Here is a 15,915-nt window from a genome sequence, read left to right as displayed (position 1 = left end):
CTGCTATCAAGCCCCGCTCCCGGCGCGCAGAAGGCGCGGCGTCGCGCTGGCCAGCATCCGTCCGGCCCGCAGGACGGCAACCGCCTCCCCCGGGGAACGACGCGCCAGAGCATGCAGGATCCGGATCGGCATCTGCCCGAGGAAGGCGCCCGCCAGCACGGCGAGAGCCGCGACCCGCCCATGGTGCTTTGCCGTAAACAGCACCTGCGAACGCAGAAAGTAGAACAGGCGCCGGTCCCTGACCTGTCCGGTGGTGCCCTGGCCGCGATGCAGCACTACGGCATCGGCCGCATGGTTCACGCTGCGGCCGCTCGCCAGCACGCGGACGCAGAGGTCGGTATCCTCGAAATAGACGAAGAAGCGCTCGTCGAAGCCGCCGAGACCCTCGAAGAGCGGACGCGGGATCATCAGGAACGCGCCCATCACAGCGTCGACCGGCCGGCTGTCGGCATGGTCCCACTCGGTCATGAAGTGCTGGCGCACGAGCCGCGGCAGCAGCCGGTCGAGCATCGCTGCATTCGCGACGAGGCCGCAGGCCGTGGGCGTGCGGGCGCAGGTGCGGTGGGTCGTGCCGTCCTCGTCCACGAGCCGGGCGCCGACGATCCCCGCGCCGGGGCGAGAACGGAAGGCGGCGAGTGCCGCCGGGATGCCGTCGCGCGTCGCCTCGGTGTCGGGGTTGAGAAACAGGATCGTGCCGCTCCGGCCGAGGGCAGCGCCCTGGTTGCAGGCCTTGCCGAAGCCGAGATTGTCCGGGTTGGACAGGACGGTGAGGGCGAGGCGCTCGGCGTCGAGGCCCTCGGCCGAGCCGTCGGAGGAGGCGTTGTCGACCACGACGACGTGCAGGTCAGCGGCGTTGGCGCTGGCGGCGAGGCTCCGGATACAGGCGCGCAGCTGGTCGCCGGCATTCCAGTTGACGATGACGACATCGATGCGGCGCGGATCGTCTCCCGCGATCGTCATGGCGCGCCGGCCGGACGGCCGAGACGTCCGCGGAATCCGTTCGCAGCGGCCCGCAGCAACCGCCCGAGAACGGCGGGCTTGTAACCGGAATCCGACCAGTACAGGGCGGTCTGGAGGGGCAGGTAGGCCATCTGCGTCAGCTTCCAGCGTCGCGGCACATGCGCGAGCCGCCAGCCATAGACCGTGTTGCGGATGTAGGTTTCCATCCGGAAGAGAGGCTGGCGCGCGATCGCGACCGGCAGCCAGCGCGCGCGGATGATCCCGCTGCCGACGCATTGCGCCATCGGCGTCGCACGGTCGACCCAGCAGGAATGCCCAGCCGCCCAAGCGCGAAAGCACCATTCGAGGTCGATCGCGTCGATGAAATAGTCTTCGCGAAAGGGGCCGATGCGGGCGAAGGCGGCGAGATCGAGGAGGGAGCCGGAGGTCGCCATGAATTCTACCGGATCGAGGCCGGGCAAGGCCGGCACACCCCGGCGCAGTGGATAGCGCGGCGTCTTGCGGCCCTCGACCGGCCGCTGGACCGGGCCGACCATCGCCGGTCCCTGCATCGGGGAGAGCCGGCCCATGGCAGCCCTGAGGCCGAGGATCAGTTCGGGGGACGGCTCGCTGTCCTGGTCGAGCAGCAGGAGGTAGCGGGCACCAGCGGCGGTCGCCGCCTCGGCCATCCGGTTCAGCGCCGCCCCGACGCCGACATTGTCGCCGGTGCCGATCACCCGGACGCCGTCGCTGCGGTCGAGCACGGCCCGGGTCTCGAGCGATACCCCGCCGTTGTCGTAAGCGAAGACGTGCGGGACAGGCACCGAGAAGGCCGCGACGAGGGCTGCGACGTGCTCGGGCCGGGGATGGAACAGCGTGACCCCAGCGGCGATGTCCGCGAGCGGGCTGCGTGTCTGCGCCGGCCCGGTCATTCGCCGACGAGCTTGTAGCCCTGGCCCGGCTTCACTGCGGCGCCGCGCTCCAGGCCGTTCAGCACTAGGAAGCGGTCGAGCGCACGGTCCGGCGCGACCATGCGGGCGGCGAGCGCATCCGCCGTGTCGCCAGCTGATGCCGTGACGATGCGCAGGTGCAGGGGCTTCAACGCGCGTGCCTCGTCGGGGTCGACGCTCGACAGGCTGTCGACCCAGCGCCGGAACGCGGCGTCGGGATCTGCCGAGCCCTTGGCCGCCATGATCATGCGGTAGGTGTTCTCGCCCACCCGGATCGCGGCGAGGCGGAAGGTCCAGTCCTTGCCCTTCGAGACCGCGAATACGGCGGGCCGGCCCTCGACGATGCGGTTCTCGATGGTGCCCGGGTCGATGCCGTCGTTCCAGGTGGCCTTGAGCACGTCTTCGAGGCTGCGCCCCGTGCTGCTCTCGACCTGATCGAACAGAATCCGCCGAGTTCCGTCCCGTGTGGTCCCGAGCACGGCGTTGCGGGTGTTCTCGATGGCGATACCGTCCGGCACTTCGAAGGCGATGCCGAGGCTCGGATGCAGGAAGCGCGTGCCCCGCACCATGCCGTCCCCGGGGTTGTCGCCGTAGGCGATGCCGTCGATCGCCGCGAGGAAACGCGCGCGCTCGTCGACTCCGAGCCCGGGCGCGCCGATGCGCCGGGCGGCGCGGGTCACCAGGGTGATGCGCTCGACGGTGCCCGGATGGGTCGCGAGCATGTCGGGCTCGCCGTTCGATCCCGTGCCGGTCTTCAGCGCGAGCGTGCGGTTGAGGGCGGTGAGGAAGCGGGCGGCGCCGAACGGGTCGAAGCCGGCGCCGGCCAGCGTCTTTACGCCGGCGGCGTCCGCCTCGAGCTCTTGGTCGCGCGAGAATCGGGCCAGCGTGACCTTGGACTGGCTCTCCATCTGCGCGCCGGCGGCCGGATCGTTCAGGACGTCGGCGACGACGCGACTGACGAGCTGCGAGCGCAGGGCCATCTCGGTGCGGGCGGTGGCATGGCGCAGGGTGACATGCGCGATCTCGTGGGCGAGCACGGCCGCCACCTCCGACGAATCCGAGGCGAGCGCCACGAGGCCGCGAGTGACGTAGAGCCGGCCACTCGGCAGGGCGAAGGCATTGACGACGGGCGAGTCGAGCAGAGTGACCGCGTAGGGCTCCTCCGGCCGCTCGCTGGCGCGCACCAGCCGGTCGGTGATCTCGGTGAGCAGGCGCAGAGTCGCGGGTGCGCGGTATTCGCCGCCGAAGGAGGCGACGAGCTTGGCGTGGTCGGCCTCGTCGGCGACGCGCCGGCCGGTGGTACGGGGAGCCTGCGCCGGCACGGAGATCGCGGCCGGCGTCAAAATGGTGCCGGTCTGGTCGCCGGCGCACCCACCGAGCACGGCAGCAAGCCCCGCCAGCGCCATCAGGCGCCGTGCGAGCCGTGTCCGTGCCGTATGCCGCAGAGCCCCAGCCATCACAATTCAGCGCGTCAGCGCCCGCTCTCCTTCCGGCACCTCGATCATGTCCGCGCTGACGATGTCCAGGGTCGGACCTCTCCGGACCTCGACCCTGCCGCGAACCCGCGCGAGGCGCCCCCTCAGCGTGGCGGCAGTCAAACCACGCTCCTGCATGATCCGCCAAGTGCGTTTCATCACGATTACGGTCAAGCCTGCCGTGGAGTTTCGGACGAAGTCCAGATAGGTGCGATCGGCCCGTTCGCCGACGCCGACGATGCGTCCTTCCGCGACGACGAACCGGCCGGCCAGCGCTCCGAGCGCCGGTCCGTCCCGGGCGTCGAGCACGGCTGCGCCCCAGACCCCACGCCGGGCGGAGCGGGGTTCGGCCTCCAGCGCGATCAGGTCGCCGCGGCACAGGATGTCGCTCTCGCCGGCATCCGCATGCGCCAGACCAGCCGCGACGAGGCCGGCGGCGAGATCGACGGGCTCGTCGGCGTCGGAGGCCGGCTCGGCCACGGCCTCGATCCGGGCGCGGCCCCAGCGATCGTCCCCGCCCCTGGCGCTCACGGCCAGGGGCCGGCCGCGAAAGCCCATCAGGTAGGACGCGGCCTGCGTCGCCTCTGGCTCGGTCTCCGGCCAGTGCAAATCGGCTAGGATGGCGCGGGCGCCGGAGGCCATGACGAGCTCCCCGCGCGGGCCGAGGCTGTCGATGCTTTCGTCGCGCAAAGCCGAGGCCCGGCACGATTCGGGTTCGGCGCGCGGCACGGCCGCTGCCGGATTCGCGAAGACCGCGAAGGCGCAGACCAAACAAGGAGCGAGGTGGACGGACATACGGAACACGGGAAATCGGACCGCGATGGGCGGGGCGACGGGGCCCCGTCGCTTCTAACTCCACGTGATCCGTCGCTGAAATCTGCGGCGGATCTTCGGTCGGGCGTGCCGGCGAGGCCGCAACGATCGCTTTTGCGGACGGTGCGGCCATGAGGCCACAGCGCTGCTCGCGGAGTCCCTGTTGGCGGCAATCCGCCGCGATGCTATGGCAGCTTCGGTTGTCTCCGTAGCTCAGCTGGACAGAGCACAGGTTTCCTAGAAAAATTGGGCGTCGCGAGGGGAAACCGCGCGGCGGATCCGCTCAAAGTCGGGGAAAGCTCACAGCGCTCGTCAGGGCGCCTGCCGATCCCGAGCCAAGCCCGCCTCACCGCGGGAAGGTGTAGAGACTAGACGGGCGGCACCTAAAGGCTTCACTCCGAGGCTCATGGTGAAGGGATAGTCCAGGCCACGAACATCTTAAGGACACCCTTGAGGATGGCGGCGAAAGCCGAAGTGGTATGAAACCTGGGGTCGCAGGTTCGAGCCCTGCCGGGGACGCCAACGTTTTTCGAATGCATAATTTGCTTACTAATTATCTTTTGTTGTGATTTTAGACCTTGCGCAACGCCGGATTTCGCCGGAATGATCCGGCAAAACGGCAATGCTGCGCAGGACGCGACATGGCGGGTCAGAAGACCGACGAGCGGGACATCCACCTGGGCCTTCGTATGGCGGAAGAGCGCAAGCGCTCGCATCTGACACAGCGCAAGGTGGCACAGAGCTTCGGCATGTCCGCGGCCCAGCTTCAGAAATACGAGAAGGGCGTGAACCGCATCAGTGCGGTCCACCTCGAAATCCTGAGCCGGATGACGGGCGTGCCGATCGGCGATTTCTTCGAGGGCATCCCCCATCTCGACGACGTGCCCGACCGCGGCTTCTCGGATGCCGAGCAGCATGCCTTCGTGCCGGAGGGCCCCTGGGCCGGCCTCGCCCTGGTCATGGCCAAGCACGTCGTCAACACCTTCGACGAGCCGAACCGGCGGGACTTCGCCAGCGCGGTCGATACGCTGCAGCGCGAGTTGAGCCGCTAGGATCCGACGCCGCGAAGTCTCTTTGGGATCGTTCGATATAACGGACGATTTCGTTGCATCGGGTTGACCGGTCGGAATACGGGTGCAAGAACCGCGGCTTTCCGGGTCAAGCGCCGCGATAGGTCTGGCGCGCCCGTAGCCGGGGGTGCGTCGCATGCCGCGTTCAGATTACCTGTTCACGAGTGAATCCGTCTCCGAGGGCCACCCCGACAAGGTGAGCGACCGGATCTCGGACACCGTCGTCGACGCCTATCTCGCCGCGATGCCGGAGGCCCGCCTCGGCGTCGAGACGCTGACCACGACCAACCGCGTCGTGATCGCCGGCGAGGTCCGCGGCCCCGATTCCGTGACCTTCAAGGACCTGGAGGAGCTCTCCCGCGAGGCCGTGCGCGACATCGGCTACGAGCAGGCCGGCTTCCACTGGAAGAACAACGACGTCCAGATCTACCTGCACGCCCAGTCCGCCGACATCGCGCAGGGCGTGGACGCCGCCGGCAACAAGGACGAGGGCGCGGGCGACCAGGGCATCATGTTCGGCTACGCCGCCGACGAGACCCCGGACCTGATGCCGGCGCCGATCTACTACGCCCACAAGATCCTCAAGGACCTCGCCGACGCCCGCAAGGCCAAGCAGGGCGATGCCGCGAAGCTCGGCCCCGACGCCAAGAGCCAGGTGACGGTGCGCTACGTCAACGGCCGCCCGGTCGAGGCCACGCAGATCGTGCTCTCCACCCAGCATCTCGACGAGTCCCTCGACTCGGCGGACGTGCGCGCCATCGTCGAGCCCTATATCCGCGCGGCCCTGCCGAAGGATTGGATCACCGAGGGCACGGTCTGGCACATCAACCCGACGGGCAAGTTCGTGATCGGCGGCCCCGACGGCGATGCCGGCCTCACCGGCCGCAAGATCATCGTCGACACCTACGGCGGCGCGGCGCCCCACGGCGGCGGCGCCTTCTCCGGCAAGGACCCGACCAAGGTGGACCGCTCGGCCGCCTACGCCGCGCGCTACCTTGCCAAGAACGTCGTCGCCGCCGGCCTCGCCTCGCGCGCCACGATCCAGCTCGCCTACGCCATCGGCGTGTCGAAGCCGCTCTCGATCTATGTCGACCTGCACGGCACCGGCAACGTCGACGAGGCCCGCCTCGAAGGCGTGCTGATGGATGCCCTCGACCTCTCGCCCCGCGGCATCCGCACGGCGCTGCAGCTCAACAAGCCGATCTACGCCCGCACCTCGGCCTACGGCCATTTCGGCCGCAAGCCCGACGCCGACGGCGGCTTCTCCTGGGAGAAGACCGACCTCGCCGACAAGCTCAAGTCCGCCCTGAGCTGAGCCAAAAAACCCTCCCCCCTCTGCGGGGGAGGGTGCCTCGCGGATGCGAGGCGGGAGAGGGGAAAGCCCTTTCCGGATAAGGCGTTCCCCTCTCCCGACCCGCTTCGCGGGCCACCCTCTCCCGCAGGGGGGAGAGGGTTTTTCGCGTTCAGCACGAGGCCACGTCCATTCAACCCGAATCCCCAGAGCGCGCCTTCTTCGGCCGCCGCAAGGGCAAGCGCCTGCGCCCCGGCCAGGAAGACCGCCTCGCCGCGCTGCTGCCGTCGCTCCGCGTCGTGCTGCCCGAGAACGGCGGCCGCCTCGATCCGCCGGCCCTCTTCCCGAACCCCGTGGACGAGGTCTGGCTCGAGATCGGCTTCGGCGGGGGCGAGCACCTCGCCGACAACGCCGAAAAACATCCCGGCACGGGCCTCATCGGCTGCGAGCCCTTCGTGAACGGCGTCGTCAAGCTCTTGGGCGAGATCGACGAACGCGGCCTCACCAACGTGCGCATCCGCGACGAGGACGCGACGCAGCTCCTCGCCGCCCTGCCCGATGCCAGCCTGGCCCGGGTCTACCTGCTCTATCCCGATCCCTGGCCGAAGCGCCGCCAGCGCAAGCGCCGCTTCGTCTCCGACGCGTCGCTCGCCGAGATCGCCCGCGTGCTCAGGCCCGGCGGCGTTTTTCGCTTCGCCACCGACATCGACGACTATGCGGGCTGGACCCTGGTGCGCGCCGCGCGCTGCGCGTCCTTACGCTGGACGGCCGCGCGCGCGGCGGACTGGCTCACCCCGTTCCCCGGCTGGCCCGGCACCCGCTACGAGGCCAAGGCCAAGGGGGCCGGCCGCCGGCCGAGCTACCTCACGTTCGAGCGGATCTGAGCGCGGCCCGCCTGCCGGCCGCTCGCGGCACGGGACGAAGCGCATCTGCGACATAAACGGACGCTTTCGGACAAAGCCCTCTCCGGCGGGAACATGGGTCGGCACCGGGGGCTACCCCTCTGCGCACCTCGCGCGAGGACCAGCCCCATGTTCATGCGAATCGACAAGCTCCAGGCCGAGCTTCCCTTGCCGAAGCGGCCCGATCCGAACGCGGCGGCGGCCTTGCAGGAGCTGCTCGGCGGCAAGTACGGCGAGATGTCGACGCTCGGAAACTACATGTTCCAGAGCTTCAATTTTCGCAACAAGACCAAGCTGCGGCCGTTCTACAGCCTCGTCTCAAGCATCTTCGCCGAAGAGCTCGGCCACGTCGAACTCGTTTCGACCGGCGTGGCGATGCTGAACAACGGCCCCGGCGACGACACCGAGAACGTCGACATCTCGAAGGCGCCCTTCGAGGACATGAAGGACATCCGGCTCGCCGGCAGCTTCCTGTCGAACGGCGGCGGCGCGATGCCGATGAACTCCAACGCCGCGTCCTGGAACATGGACATGGTCACGACGACCGGGAACCTGATCATCGATCTGCTGCACAACTTCCACCTCGAATGCGGCGCGCGCCTGCACAAGCTGCGCGTCTACGAGACCCTGACGGACCCGACCGGCCGCGAGGTCTGCGGCTACCTCTTGGTGCGCGGCTCGGTCCACGCCCACGCCTATGCCCTCGCGCTGAAGAAGCTCACCGGCGTCGAGATCGAAAAGATGCTGCCGACCCCCAACATCGTCCTCGACAAGATTCCCGAGTGTCAGAAATACCTGCAGGAGGGCAGCCACCGCCGCCTCTACAGCTTCAGCCCGGATGATTACGCCGAGGCAGCCGGGGTCTGGTCCAACGACGAGGTCGCGCTGCCGGGCGACCCGCCGGGCCAGCTCGAGATCGTCGACGGCCATCCCGAGGGCGGCAAGATCCCCGAGCTCGACGGCAATTACGGCGCCTTCGCCCCCGATTACGCCCCGCAGGAAATCTTCGAGATCGCGAGCAAGCTCTACAAGAAGAGCCGCTGAGGACACGGGCGGACACCCGGGCCACCCCACTACTGACAAGACAAGCGCCTCGCACAAATCGTGCGGGGCGCTTTTTCGTGAGCCGACCCCGGCCCCGCGACGAAGCCGACGCCACGTCATGTCGATCGGAGCGGGCTCCGCGCATCCCCCTCGCCCCGCACGCGGGGAGAGGGCTTCGGCGACCTCGTCGTCGCCGAAGCGAGGCGGCAGCCGAAGGTGAGGGGGCTTCGACGGAAGACTCTCGTCCGGCACCACCCCCTCACCGCCGCTTCGGCTTCGCCTCCGCTTCCTTCATGGACGACGAGGTCCATGAAGGCCTCTCCCCACCCGAAGTCGGGCCTGCCCGACTTCGGCGCATGAAGCAGATCTCGGGCAGGCCCGAGATCTGTGCGGGGAGAGGAGACTGCGCACGACCGAACCGATCAGCCGGAGACGGTATCGACCGTCATTGCGAGGCAAAGCCGAAGCCATCCACGGCCAACGCCCCGACGTCGGCATGTTGGCCATGGATGGCTTCGCTACGCGCGCAATGACGGCCGAGGCACGGAAGACCGCATCCCCGAACCCGCGATCGTTCGACCGAACGGAATTCGGGACGATCGTCCCGCCTGTCCCAGGCCGTCCCACGGCCCCCTTCGAGCCCCGCACCGGCCCCTGCGCGACCGACCTCCGAGCCGAAGCGAAAATCTTGACATCCGGCTCGCTATATGACACAATTCCTATATGTGGGGAAGTGTACTCAGATTGTCGGCGGCGCTCCCGGAGGAGCCGAGGCTTTCGCCGGTGCGGGGACGGCCGAATGATCCGGCGGCGTTGGCCGAGGTGCGGCGGCTGATCGAGACGAGCGCCCTGTCCTACCGGGCCATCGCAAAAGTCACCGGCGTGCCGCGCACGACCATCTCGCGCCACGTGCTGGAGCGCGGCTGGATCCGGCCGACGGGCGGCGACGTGCCGCCCCTGAGCGCGGAGGGCGAGCGCCGCATGCGGCGCGGTCTCCTGGCGGAGCGGGTGCTGCGCGCGGCCGAGGATCTGGTCCAAAGAATCGAGCTGGACCCGACAGCAACCCCCGCCGCCTTCGCCCGCGCCGTGCGGGTGCTCGCGCTGGCGCAGCGGCTGGATCGGCCTTGTATGGCGCGTTCGCGGGTGTCGCGGGCGCAGCGGGTGAAAGAAGGCAAAGCGGCGGGATGAGCTACTACCACAATCGTAATATTGAATTTCTACCCTTGACCTGGCGCTCAAGACAGTACTCAGCTTATTTGCTGGAGCGCTCGGCCCTCTACTCAAGATGTATTTTATGTTTACCATCCTAGCTTTCGAGATGCTGATACGATATAACTTTATTTTTAAAAATATTTAACATTTAATCTGTATCTTATATAATATATTTAATACTATAATGGAATTATAAGAATACGGTCTTAGAGTAAATATACTATGTAGCCCGCCGGGCATCTTAGAATTTATCGTTCGATAGCAATCTAGCACCGTTAAAACATCCTTCACGCCGGAAGAGCCGTCTTAGGAAAGAAGGGTCCTGCGTAGCTAGACCCCATGCCTCGATTGCCCTTTCAGTTTTCAGCTGGCAGCCTATTGCCGGGCGGAGACACGACGTGCTTGATGCGCGGAGGTTGCAGAAAGCGACCTCGCTGCCTAGCGAGATCATGGCGCAGCAGAGAGCCATATGAAACAGATTGCCATCTTCAATCATAAAGGCGGCGTGTCGAAAACGACAATGACGTTTCACCTCGCCTGGATGTTGGCAACATTCGGCAAACGAGTAATGGTGGTTGATTGCGATCCGCAATGCAATCTTACCGGTATCTTCATCGGCAATTTAGACACTGATGATTATCCCTTTGAAAGCGCATCCCCCCAACGCCCTAGAAATATCAGAGATGCTGTTCGGCCTGCCTTCGAGTCCCGCCCATATTCTATTACGGCAACGGAGCTGTATGAATCCAGCCTACAACCTGGTCTTTTCCTGCTTCCCGGTCATGTTGGATTATCCGAATACGAAAGTCAGCTAGCGGTTGCACACGAGCTTAGCAATACTCTTTCGGCGCTACAAAATATACCGGGCGCCCTTCATCATGCGATAGAACGGTCGGCCGTTCTTAACAACATTGATTACGCCCTTGTGGATATGAGCCCAAGTCTAGGCGCCCTCAATCAAAATCTATTTATGACGAGCGACGCATTCATCCTTCCGATGGCCCCTGACTTATTCTCGTCAATGGCGCTTCGCTCATTAGCGCGCACTCTTCCAAAATGGGCAGAATGGGGCCGGAAGGCTTCTGCAAATACGATTCTAAAAGAAGCGGATTATCCGTTTCGACCGATTACTCCGTCGTATCTGGGTGCAACCGTTAATAATTTTCGCAAGAGAGCGAGAGGGGGCGAAGAAGCTAGACCCACTCAAGCTTTCCAGAAATGGTTTGATCGACTTGCCGAGGCCCGAGATACTGAATTAATATATGCGCTGGATTCAGCGCGGATGCTATTGTCACCTGAAATTTACGCAAATGCGCACGCGCCGACAAACGATTTTCTTATGGAAATTGGATCACTAGATGGCCTTATTGCTACAGCCCAGGAATTGGCCAAGCCCGTATTTGCTATCGACCTTGCTGTGGATACGACTTTTCGCGGAACCGTAGGAGAGAGCTATCAAACGAAAATCGATGACATTGAGGGCGGCTTCAGAGCTGGTGCGGAAAAGGTAATAGCACTTACGGACCAATTTTAAGTATGGAACGGTTCGAGGGCGCAACGACTACTTTCGTGCACGCTATGGATCGGGCGCGTCAGATGATATCGCTATTCGATGCCTTGTCGGCATTGCGACCGCGTGAGCCTGCCAATGACGATGCTCTGCGATCAGCATACTTCCTTGCGGTGAGCTCTTTTGATTTCTTCGCTCACGAACTTGCGGCTGTCGAAGCAAAGCATCGATTCACGAATGGCCTGAAAACCCGGAATATACATCTGCCCATGGAGGTAATGACTATTATTGACATAGATACTAGAATTTCGACAGCAGAGGCCCATGTTAGGCAAGCGAACTCTTATAAAGCGTTCGTTGATCCTGGGAAACTAGCTGAAATGCTGTCCTGTTATTGCCAAAGACCTTGGGATAATTTGGCCGCACGTATTAATGCGGCCTTACCTGAAATCGAACGAAGGTCAGCGGATGACATTAAAGGGCAACTTAAGAGCATTTGGAAGAGAAGAATTAAATTGCCCATGAAGCAGATGTAAACCCGTCATTATCCGGAGTTGCTCTCTGGCCAATCGACAAGGTAGACTCCATGATTACAATAGATTTTATTGCATCGATTGGAAACCATATGCCAATGGTCATTTCCGAGGCATTGGCAGACGAGGGTGCAGAGTAAATTTCATAAATTTGCAATCAATTTTTGATTTTAATTTTCCTCTCCTCATATTGGGCAGATTGTCGCCGAACAGGCCTTAATCGCTGAATTCACTATAATGGTTCAAGCCGAACTCTACCCAATCTAGATCCCGAACTTGACTGAGCTCATCAATGTATACGCGGTCGTGGCCGTGACCCCATCAAGCAGCAATCACGCCGCCGCCAGCGACATCGACATCGATTCCTTCTTCATCAGCTCCCGGTAGAAACCCTCCTTGTGGGTGAGCATCTCGGGCGAGCCGTCCTGGGCGATGCGGCCGTCGTCGAGGACGACGATGCGGTCGAAGTCCTTGAGGGTCGAGAGCCGGTGGGCGATGGCGATCACCGTGCGACCCTGCATCAGGTTGGCGAGCGCGTGGCGGATCGCCTCCTCGGATTCGGCGTCGAGCGCCGAGGTCGCCTCGTCGAGGAGCAGGATCGGCGAGTCCTTCAGGATGGCGCGGGCGATGGCGATGCGCTGGCGCTGGCCGCCCGACAGCTTGACGCCGCGGTCGCCGACGATGGTGTCGAAGCCCTCGGGCAGCGCCTCGATGAAGTCGGTGCAATGGGCGGCGGCGGCGGCCTTCCAGACGTCCTCGTCCGACGCGTCCGGCCGGCCGTAGCGGATGTTTTCGCGCAAGGTGCGGTGGAACATCGAGACGTCCTGGGGGACGACGGTGATCGCCTCGCGCAGGCTCTCCTGCGTCACGAGGGTGATGTCGTGGCCGTTGATCAGGATCTTGCCGCCGACGGGCTCGTAGAAGCGCTGGATCAGCGAAAACAGCGTCGACTTGCCCCCGCCGGAGCGGCCGACGAGGCCGACGCTCTGGCCCGGCTGGATGGTCAGGTTGAGATCCGAGAAGACCGAGCGGCCGTCGGGATACTTGAAGGCGACGTGGTCGAAGGTCATCTCCGCGCCGGTCGTGCCCTTCAGCGCCACGGCCTCGGGGTGGTCGACGAGGTCGTGCGGCTGCAGCAGCGTGTGCAGGGCCTCGGAGAGACGCGCGGTGTGCTGGGTGGCGTCCACCAGCGCCACGGCGAGGTCGCGGGTCGCGGCGAGGATGCGGATGCCGAGGGTCGTCACCAGCACGACCTGACCGTTGGTGGCGTTGCCCGCCTCCCACATCTTGATGACCCAGTAGAGCAGGCCGAGGATCGAGACCACGGTGAGGAAGGCGTGCGTGATGCGCAGCTTCTCGAGGTAGAGCAGCGAGGAGCGGCGCGAGCGCATCTCGGTGCCGATGGTGCCCTCGAAGCGGTGCTGCTCACGGCGGAAGGCGGAGAAGGCCCGCACCAGGCTCATGTTGCCGACGAGGTCGACCATCTCGCCGTCGACCGACGCGGCCTTCGAGGCGAAGTCGTGGTGCAGCGGCTTGCCGGCCGAAGCCATCTTGAACATCAGCAGCACGACGGCGCCGAAGATGCCGGCGAGCACCAGCGCCATGGTGAGGTTCACGGTGCCGATGAAGAAGATCGACAGCGTCGCGGCGACGCAAGGCGGCATCACGTTGAAGGTCGCCATGTTCTCGACGGTGAAGATCGCGTTCGAGGTGGCGGTGATGCGCGAGGCCAGGGTACCGGGCTGGCGGTCGGCGAAGAACGAGGGCGAGTGCCCGGTGAGATGGCGAAACAGGTCGCGGCGGATGTCGCCGGTGACGCCGACGAAGGTGAAGGCGCCGACGAGGGCCGCCACGCGCCAGAGCAGGTTGTCGGCGGCGATGAAGGCGATCAGCACGATGAGCGCGGTCCAGACGTAGCCCGACGCCGGGCCCTTGCTCAGCGAATCCACCACGCCCTTCAGCGCCCAGTCGGTCGAGACCGAGAAACTGACGGCGCCGAGCACCGAGAACAGGATGACCAGATGCGGCAGGAGGCGCCGCCGGAGATAGCGCCCGACGAAGGCGAACGGCCTGTTCGCGTAGTGGTGGAGTTCTTCCATCGCGATCGTTCGTCCCGATTTCGATCGATTGCGTCAGCGCTGGAGGAGAACGGCCCCCGACGCAAGGGGGCCCCCTGAACGCAACGCGAAGCGTCACCCGATGTTTCGACCGGCCAGAGATTCTGCCAGCATAAAGCCGGAACCTGAACCCGAGTTGAGCACGTCGTCCGCCGCAGCGTGATTTTTTCGCGGCGGTCAGGCCGCGGGCCGGCGGGTCTCAGGCATGACCAGTGCCACGAGGACGGTGCCGAGCGCGCCGACGATGGCGAGGCCGAGGAAGGCGGTGTGGCTGCCGAGGCTGTCGGCCATGTAGCCGCCGAGCGAGGTCGAGAGCGCGGCCCCGAGCCCCATCGCCGTGCCCACGGCACCGAGGGCGAGGTTGAAGCGGCCGGTCTTGCGGGTGACGTCGGAGACGATGAGCGGCACCATCACCCCGAGCACCGAGGCCGAGACGCCGTCGAAGACCTGGATCGCGACGAGCCAGTAGGGGTTGTCGACATAGGCGAAGAGCAGCCCGCGGATCGGCAGCGCCGCGAAGCCGATCAGCAGCAGCGGCTTGCGGCCCCAGCTCTGGGCGAGACGGCCGGCGAGCGGCGCGGTCAGCGCCAGCACGGCCTGCGGGACCATGATGCAGGCGGCGACCAGCGCGGTCGCGGTCTCGCTGGCGCGCAGCGTCAGCACGCTGCCGACCAGCGGCATCATCGCGGCGTTGGCCAGGAAGAACAGCACCATGCAGGCGGCGAAGCACAGCAGCGCCCTGTTGGTGAGGAGCGCCTTCACCGAGCCGGAACCCTCGGTGTCCTCGGCACCGGCCTCCGGCTGCGAGACTTCGGTCACGGCCCGCGCCGGGATGAAGGACAGGGCGAACAGGGCCGGCACCACCAGGGCGCCCGCGAAGTAGAACACCGCGTCGTTGGTGAGATAGTAGCCGATCGCACCCATGGAGGCCGCGCCGAGCGCGTTGCCGATGGCGGAAAAACTCGCGTTGCGGCCGAGCCGCGTGCCGGCCCGGGCATGGCCGACCATGCCGATGCCGATGGCGGCGATGGCAGGCGTCAGCACGCAGCTCGCGGCCGAGTGGATCGCCATGGCGAGCAGCACGACGAGGTAGCTCGGAAACGCCGCGAGCATCACGGCGCTGGCCCCGACGAAGATCGCGGAGAAGGCGGCGGCGAAGCGCTTCGAGCGCGAGGCGTCGACGAAGGCGCCACCGGGCACCTGGCCTAGCAGGCTGACGAGGCCGCCGACGGTGAGCGCGAGGCCGATATCGGACTGCGTCCACTTCTGCTGGGTGAAGTAGACGGCGAGGAACGGGCCGAAGCCGGTCTGCAGGTTGGCGATGAAGAAGGTGAAGGCGTCGAGCCCCCGGCCGCTGGACTTCGACGGCGCCGGCGCCTCCGGGATCGGCCCGCCCACCGAGGCGTCGCGGCGCAGCGCCGGGCGGGAGCCGCGTCCGCGCGGTTCCGGCCGGACCGTGTCGCGCGTTCCGATGGCGCGTCTCTCCAGGGGGCGGTTCGCCATCATCTATCCGGCGCCTTCTCCGGCTTCTCGACCGCCTTGTCGGGGGTGCCGGGCTTGTCGGCCACGGTCGCCTTGTCCTGAGGCGACGCGGCGGCGGGCAGATCGCCCTCGGCCTGCGGCGCGCTCACACCCGAGGCGCCGAGCACGACGATCGGCTCGCCGGTCTTGTATTCGGGCGAGACGCGGACCTGGTTGCGGTTGAGCGCCAGGGTGATGCGGCCGACCTTGCCCTCGGTGACGAATTTCAGCACGCGCCAATCCACGGCGATCTTGCGCGAGCCGACGCCGAGGAAGCCGCCGAAATCGATGATCGCGGCGCGCGGGCGGCCGTCCCGGTCGATGATCACGTCGATGATCCGGCCGAGGTCGTCGCCGTTCTGGGCGCGCACGCTCTTCCCGAGCAGGCCTTCGTAATCCTCGGTGTCGAGGACCAGCGCGGGGGTCCCCTTGCTCGGCGCCGTCGCCGTGCCTGCAGGAGGAGCGGTAACAGGAGGAGCGGCGACAGGGGGAGCGATCGGCGTCGCGGCAGGCGCGGAGCCGGTGGGCTGCGGGACGG

Annotated in this window: 14 protein-coding genes; 7 read left to right on the top strand and 7 right to left on the bottom strand. The window is 65.8% G+C overall.

The features are described from left to right. Window positions 1-6: 6 nt before the first annotated feature. From FV217_RS11040 to FV217_RS11025, 4 genes are read right to left on the bottom strand one after another with little or no spacing between them, the layout of a single operon-like run. On the bottom strand, window positions 7-960 hold the full coding sequence (locus FV217_RS11040; RefSeq protein WP_147817233.1) for a glycosyltransferase family 2 protein: 954 nt from the start codon (window positions 958-960) through the stop codon (window positions 7-9). Further along, on the bottom strand, window positions 957-1,871 hold the full coding sequence (locus FV217_RS11035; protein WP_147817232.1) for a glycosyltransferase family 2 protein: 915 nt from the start codon (window positions 1,869-1,871) through the stop codon (window positions 957-959). The genes FV217_RS11040 and FV217_RS11035 overlap by 4 nt, the downstream gene beginning before the upstream one ends. Then, window positions 1,868-3,346 (bottom strand): M48 family metalloprotease, encoded by a 1,479-nt coding sequence (locus FV217_RS11030; protein ID WP_147817231.1) that lies wholly within the window; start codon window positions 3,344-3,346, stop codon window positions 1,868-1,870. The genes FV217_RS11035 and FV217_RS11030 overlap by 4 nt, the downstream gene beginning before the upstream one ends. Before the next feature lie 6 nt (window positions 3,347-3,352). Continuing rightward, window positions 3,353-4,159, bottom strand: coding sequence for a DNA-binding protein (locus FV217_RS11025; RefSeq protein WP_246682764.1), 807 nt, complete (start codon window positions 4,157-4,159; stop codon window positions 3,353-3,355). A 659-nt stretch (window positions 4,160-4,818) separates the two neighbouring features. On the opposite strand from FV217_RS11025, the gene FV217_RS11020 reads away from it, so the two are divergent. The 7 genes from FV217_RS11020 to FV217_RS10990 all read left to right on the top strand — a co-directional run bounded on the left by FV217_RS11020 (window position 4,819) and on the right by FV217_RS10990 (window position 11,742). Continuing rightward, complete coding sequence (locus tag FV217_RS11020; protein WP_147817230.1) at window positions 4,819-5,229, top strand: helix-turn-helix transcriptional regulator; 411 nt, start codon at window positions 4,819-4,821, stop codon at window positions 5,227-5,229. A gap of 154 nt (window positions 5,230-5,383) precedes the next feature. Continuing rightward, a complete protein-coding gene (gene metK, locus FV217_RS11015; protein ID WP_147817229.1) occupies window positions 5,384-6,562 on the top strand; it encodes a methionine adenosyltransferase in 1,179 nt (392 codons plus the stop codon). Between the two features lie 167 nt (window positions 6,563-6,729). Beyond that, window positions 6,730-7,422: a tRNA (guanine(46)-N(7))-methyltransferase TrmB gene (locus FV217_RS11010; protein WP_147817250.1), complete on the top strand. Its 693-nt coding sequence runs from the start codon at window positions 6,730-6,732 to the stop codon at window positions 7,420-7,422. Window positions 7,423-7,569: 147 nt separating this feature from the next. After that, window positions 7,570-8,484, top strand: a complete 915-nt coding sequence (locus FV217_RS11005; RefSeq protein ID WP_147817228.1) for a manganese catalase family protein — start codon at window positions 7,570-7,572, stop codon at window positions 8,482-8,484. Between the two features lie 744 nt (window positions 8,485-9,228). Further along, entirely contained in the window at window positions 9,229-9,672 is a 444-nt protein-coding gene (locus tag FV217_RS11000; protein ID WP_147817227.1) for a recombinase family protein, read from the top strand. Between the two features lie 493 nt (window positions 9,673-10,165). Continuing rightward, a complete protein-coding gene (locus tag FV217_RS10995; RefSeq protein ID WP_147817226.1) occupies window positions 10,166-11,230 on the top strand; it encodes an AAA family ATPase in 1,065 nt (354 codons plus the stop codon). A gap of 2 nt (window positions 11,231-11,232) precedes the next feature. Further along, window positions 11,233-11,742: a hypothetical protein gene (locus tag FV217_RS10990; RefSeq protein WP_147817225.1), complete on the top strand. Its 510-nt coding sequence runs from the start codon at window positions 11,233-11,235 to the stop codon at window positions 11,740-11,742. Between the two features lie 329 nt (window positions 11,743-12,071). On the opposite strand, the gene FV217_RS10985 is transcribed toward FV217_RS10990, so the two are convergent. The 3 genes from FV217_RS10985 to FV217_RS10975 all read right to left on the bottom strand — a co-directional run. Next, entirely contained in the window at window positions 12,072-13,838 is a 1,767-nt protein-coding gene (locus tag FV217_RS10985) for an ABC transporter ATP-binding protein (protein WP_147817224.1), read from the bottom strand. Between the two features lie 195 nt (window positions 13,839-14,033). Continuing rightward, window positions 14,034-15,362 (bottom strand): MFS transporter, encoded by a 1,329-nt coding sequence (locus tag FV217_RS10980; RefSeq protein WP_147817223.1) that lies wholly within the window; start codon window positions 15,360-15,362, stop codon window positions 14,034-14,036. Continuing rightward, window positions 15,359-15,915: PRC-barrel domain-containing protein (locus FV217_RS10975; protein WP_147817222.1), on the bottom strand; the 557-nt coding region annotated here is incomplete at its 5' end. The genes FV217_RS10980 and FV217_RS10975, both read right to left, overlap by 4 nt.

It is taken from the genome of Methylobacterium sp. WL9, assembly GCF_008040035.1.
Lineage (GTDB): Bacteria > Pseudomonadota > Alphaproteobacteria > Rhizobiales > Beijerinckiaceae > Methylobacterium > Methylobacterium thuringiense.
This window is presented reverse-complemented; position numbering and strand designations above follow the sequence as displayed.

Bases quoted from the DNA above. Each gene is read 5' to 3' on its own strand.
- FV217_RS11005 (WP_147817228.1), top strand. From the start codon at position 7,570: ATGTTCATGCGAATCGACAAGCTCCAGGCCGAGCTTCCCTTGCCGAAG.
- FV217_RS10990 (WP_147817225.1), top strand. From the start codon at position 11,233: ATGGAACGGTTCGAGGGCGCAACGACTACTTTCGTGCACGCTATGGAT.
- FV217_RS11030 (WP_147817231.1), bottom strand. From the start codon at position 3,346: ATGGCTGGGGCTCTGCGGCATACGGCACGGACACGGCTCGCACGGCGC.
- FV217_RS11035 (WP_147817232.1), bottom strand. From the start codon at position 1,871: ATGACCGGGCCGGCGCAGACACGCAGCCCGCTCGCGGACATCGCCGCT.
- FV217_RS11020 (WP_147817230.1), top strand. From the start codon at position 4,819: ATGGCGGGTCAGAAGACCGACGAGCGGGACATCCACCTGGGCCTTCGT.
- FV217_RS11025 (WP_246682764.1), bottom strand. From the start codon at position 4,159: ATGTCCGTCCACCTCGCTCCTTGTTTGGTCTGCGCCTTCGCGGTCTTC.
- FV217_RS11040 (WP_147817233.1), bottom strand. From the start codon at position 960: ATGACGATCGCGGGAGACGATCCGCGCCGCATCGATGTCGTCATCGTC.
- FV217_RS10985 (WP_147817224.1), bottom strand. From the start codon at position 13,838: ATGGAAGAACTCCACCACTACGCGAACAGGCCGTTCGCCTTCGTCGGG.
- metK (WP_147817229.1), top strand. From the start codon at position 5,384: ATGCCGCGTTCAGATTACCTGTTCACGAGTGAATCCGTCTCCGAGGGC.
- FV217_RS10995 (WP_147817226.1), top strand. From the start codon at position 10,166: ATGAAACAGATTGCCATCTTCAATCATAAAGGCGGCGTGTCGAAAACG.
- FV217_RS10980 (WP_147817223.1), bottom strand. From the start codon at position 15,362: ATGATGGCGAACCGCCCCCTGGAGAGACGCGCCATCGGAACGCGCGAC.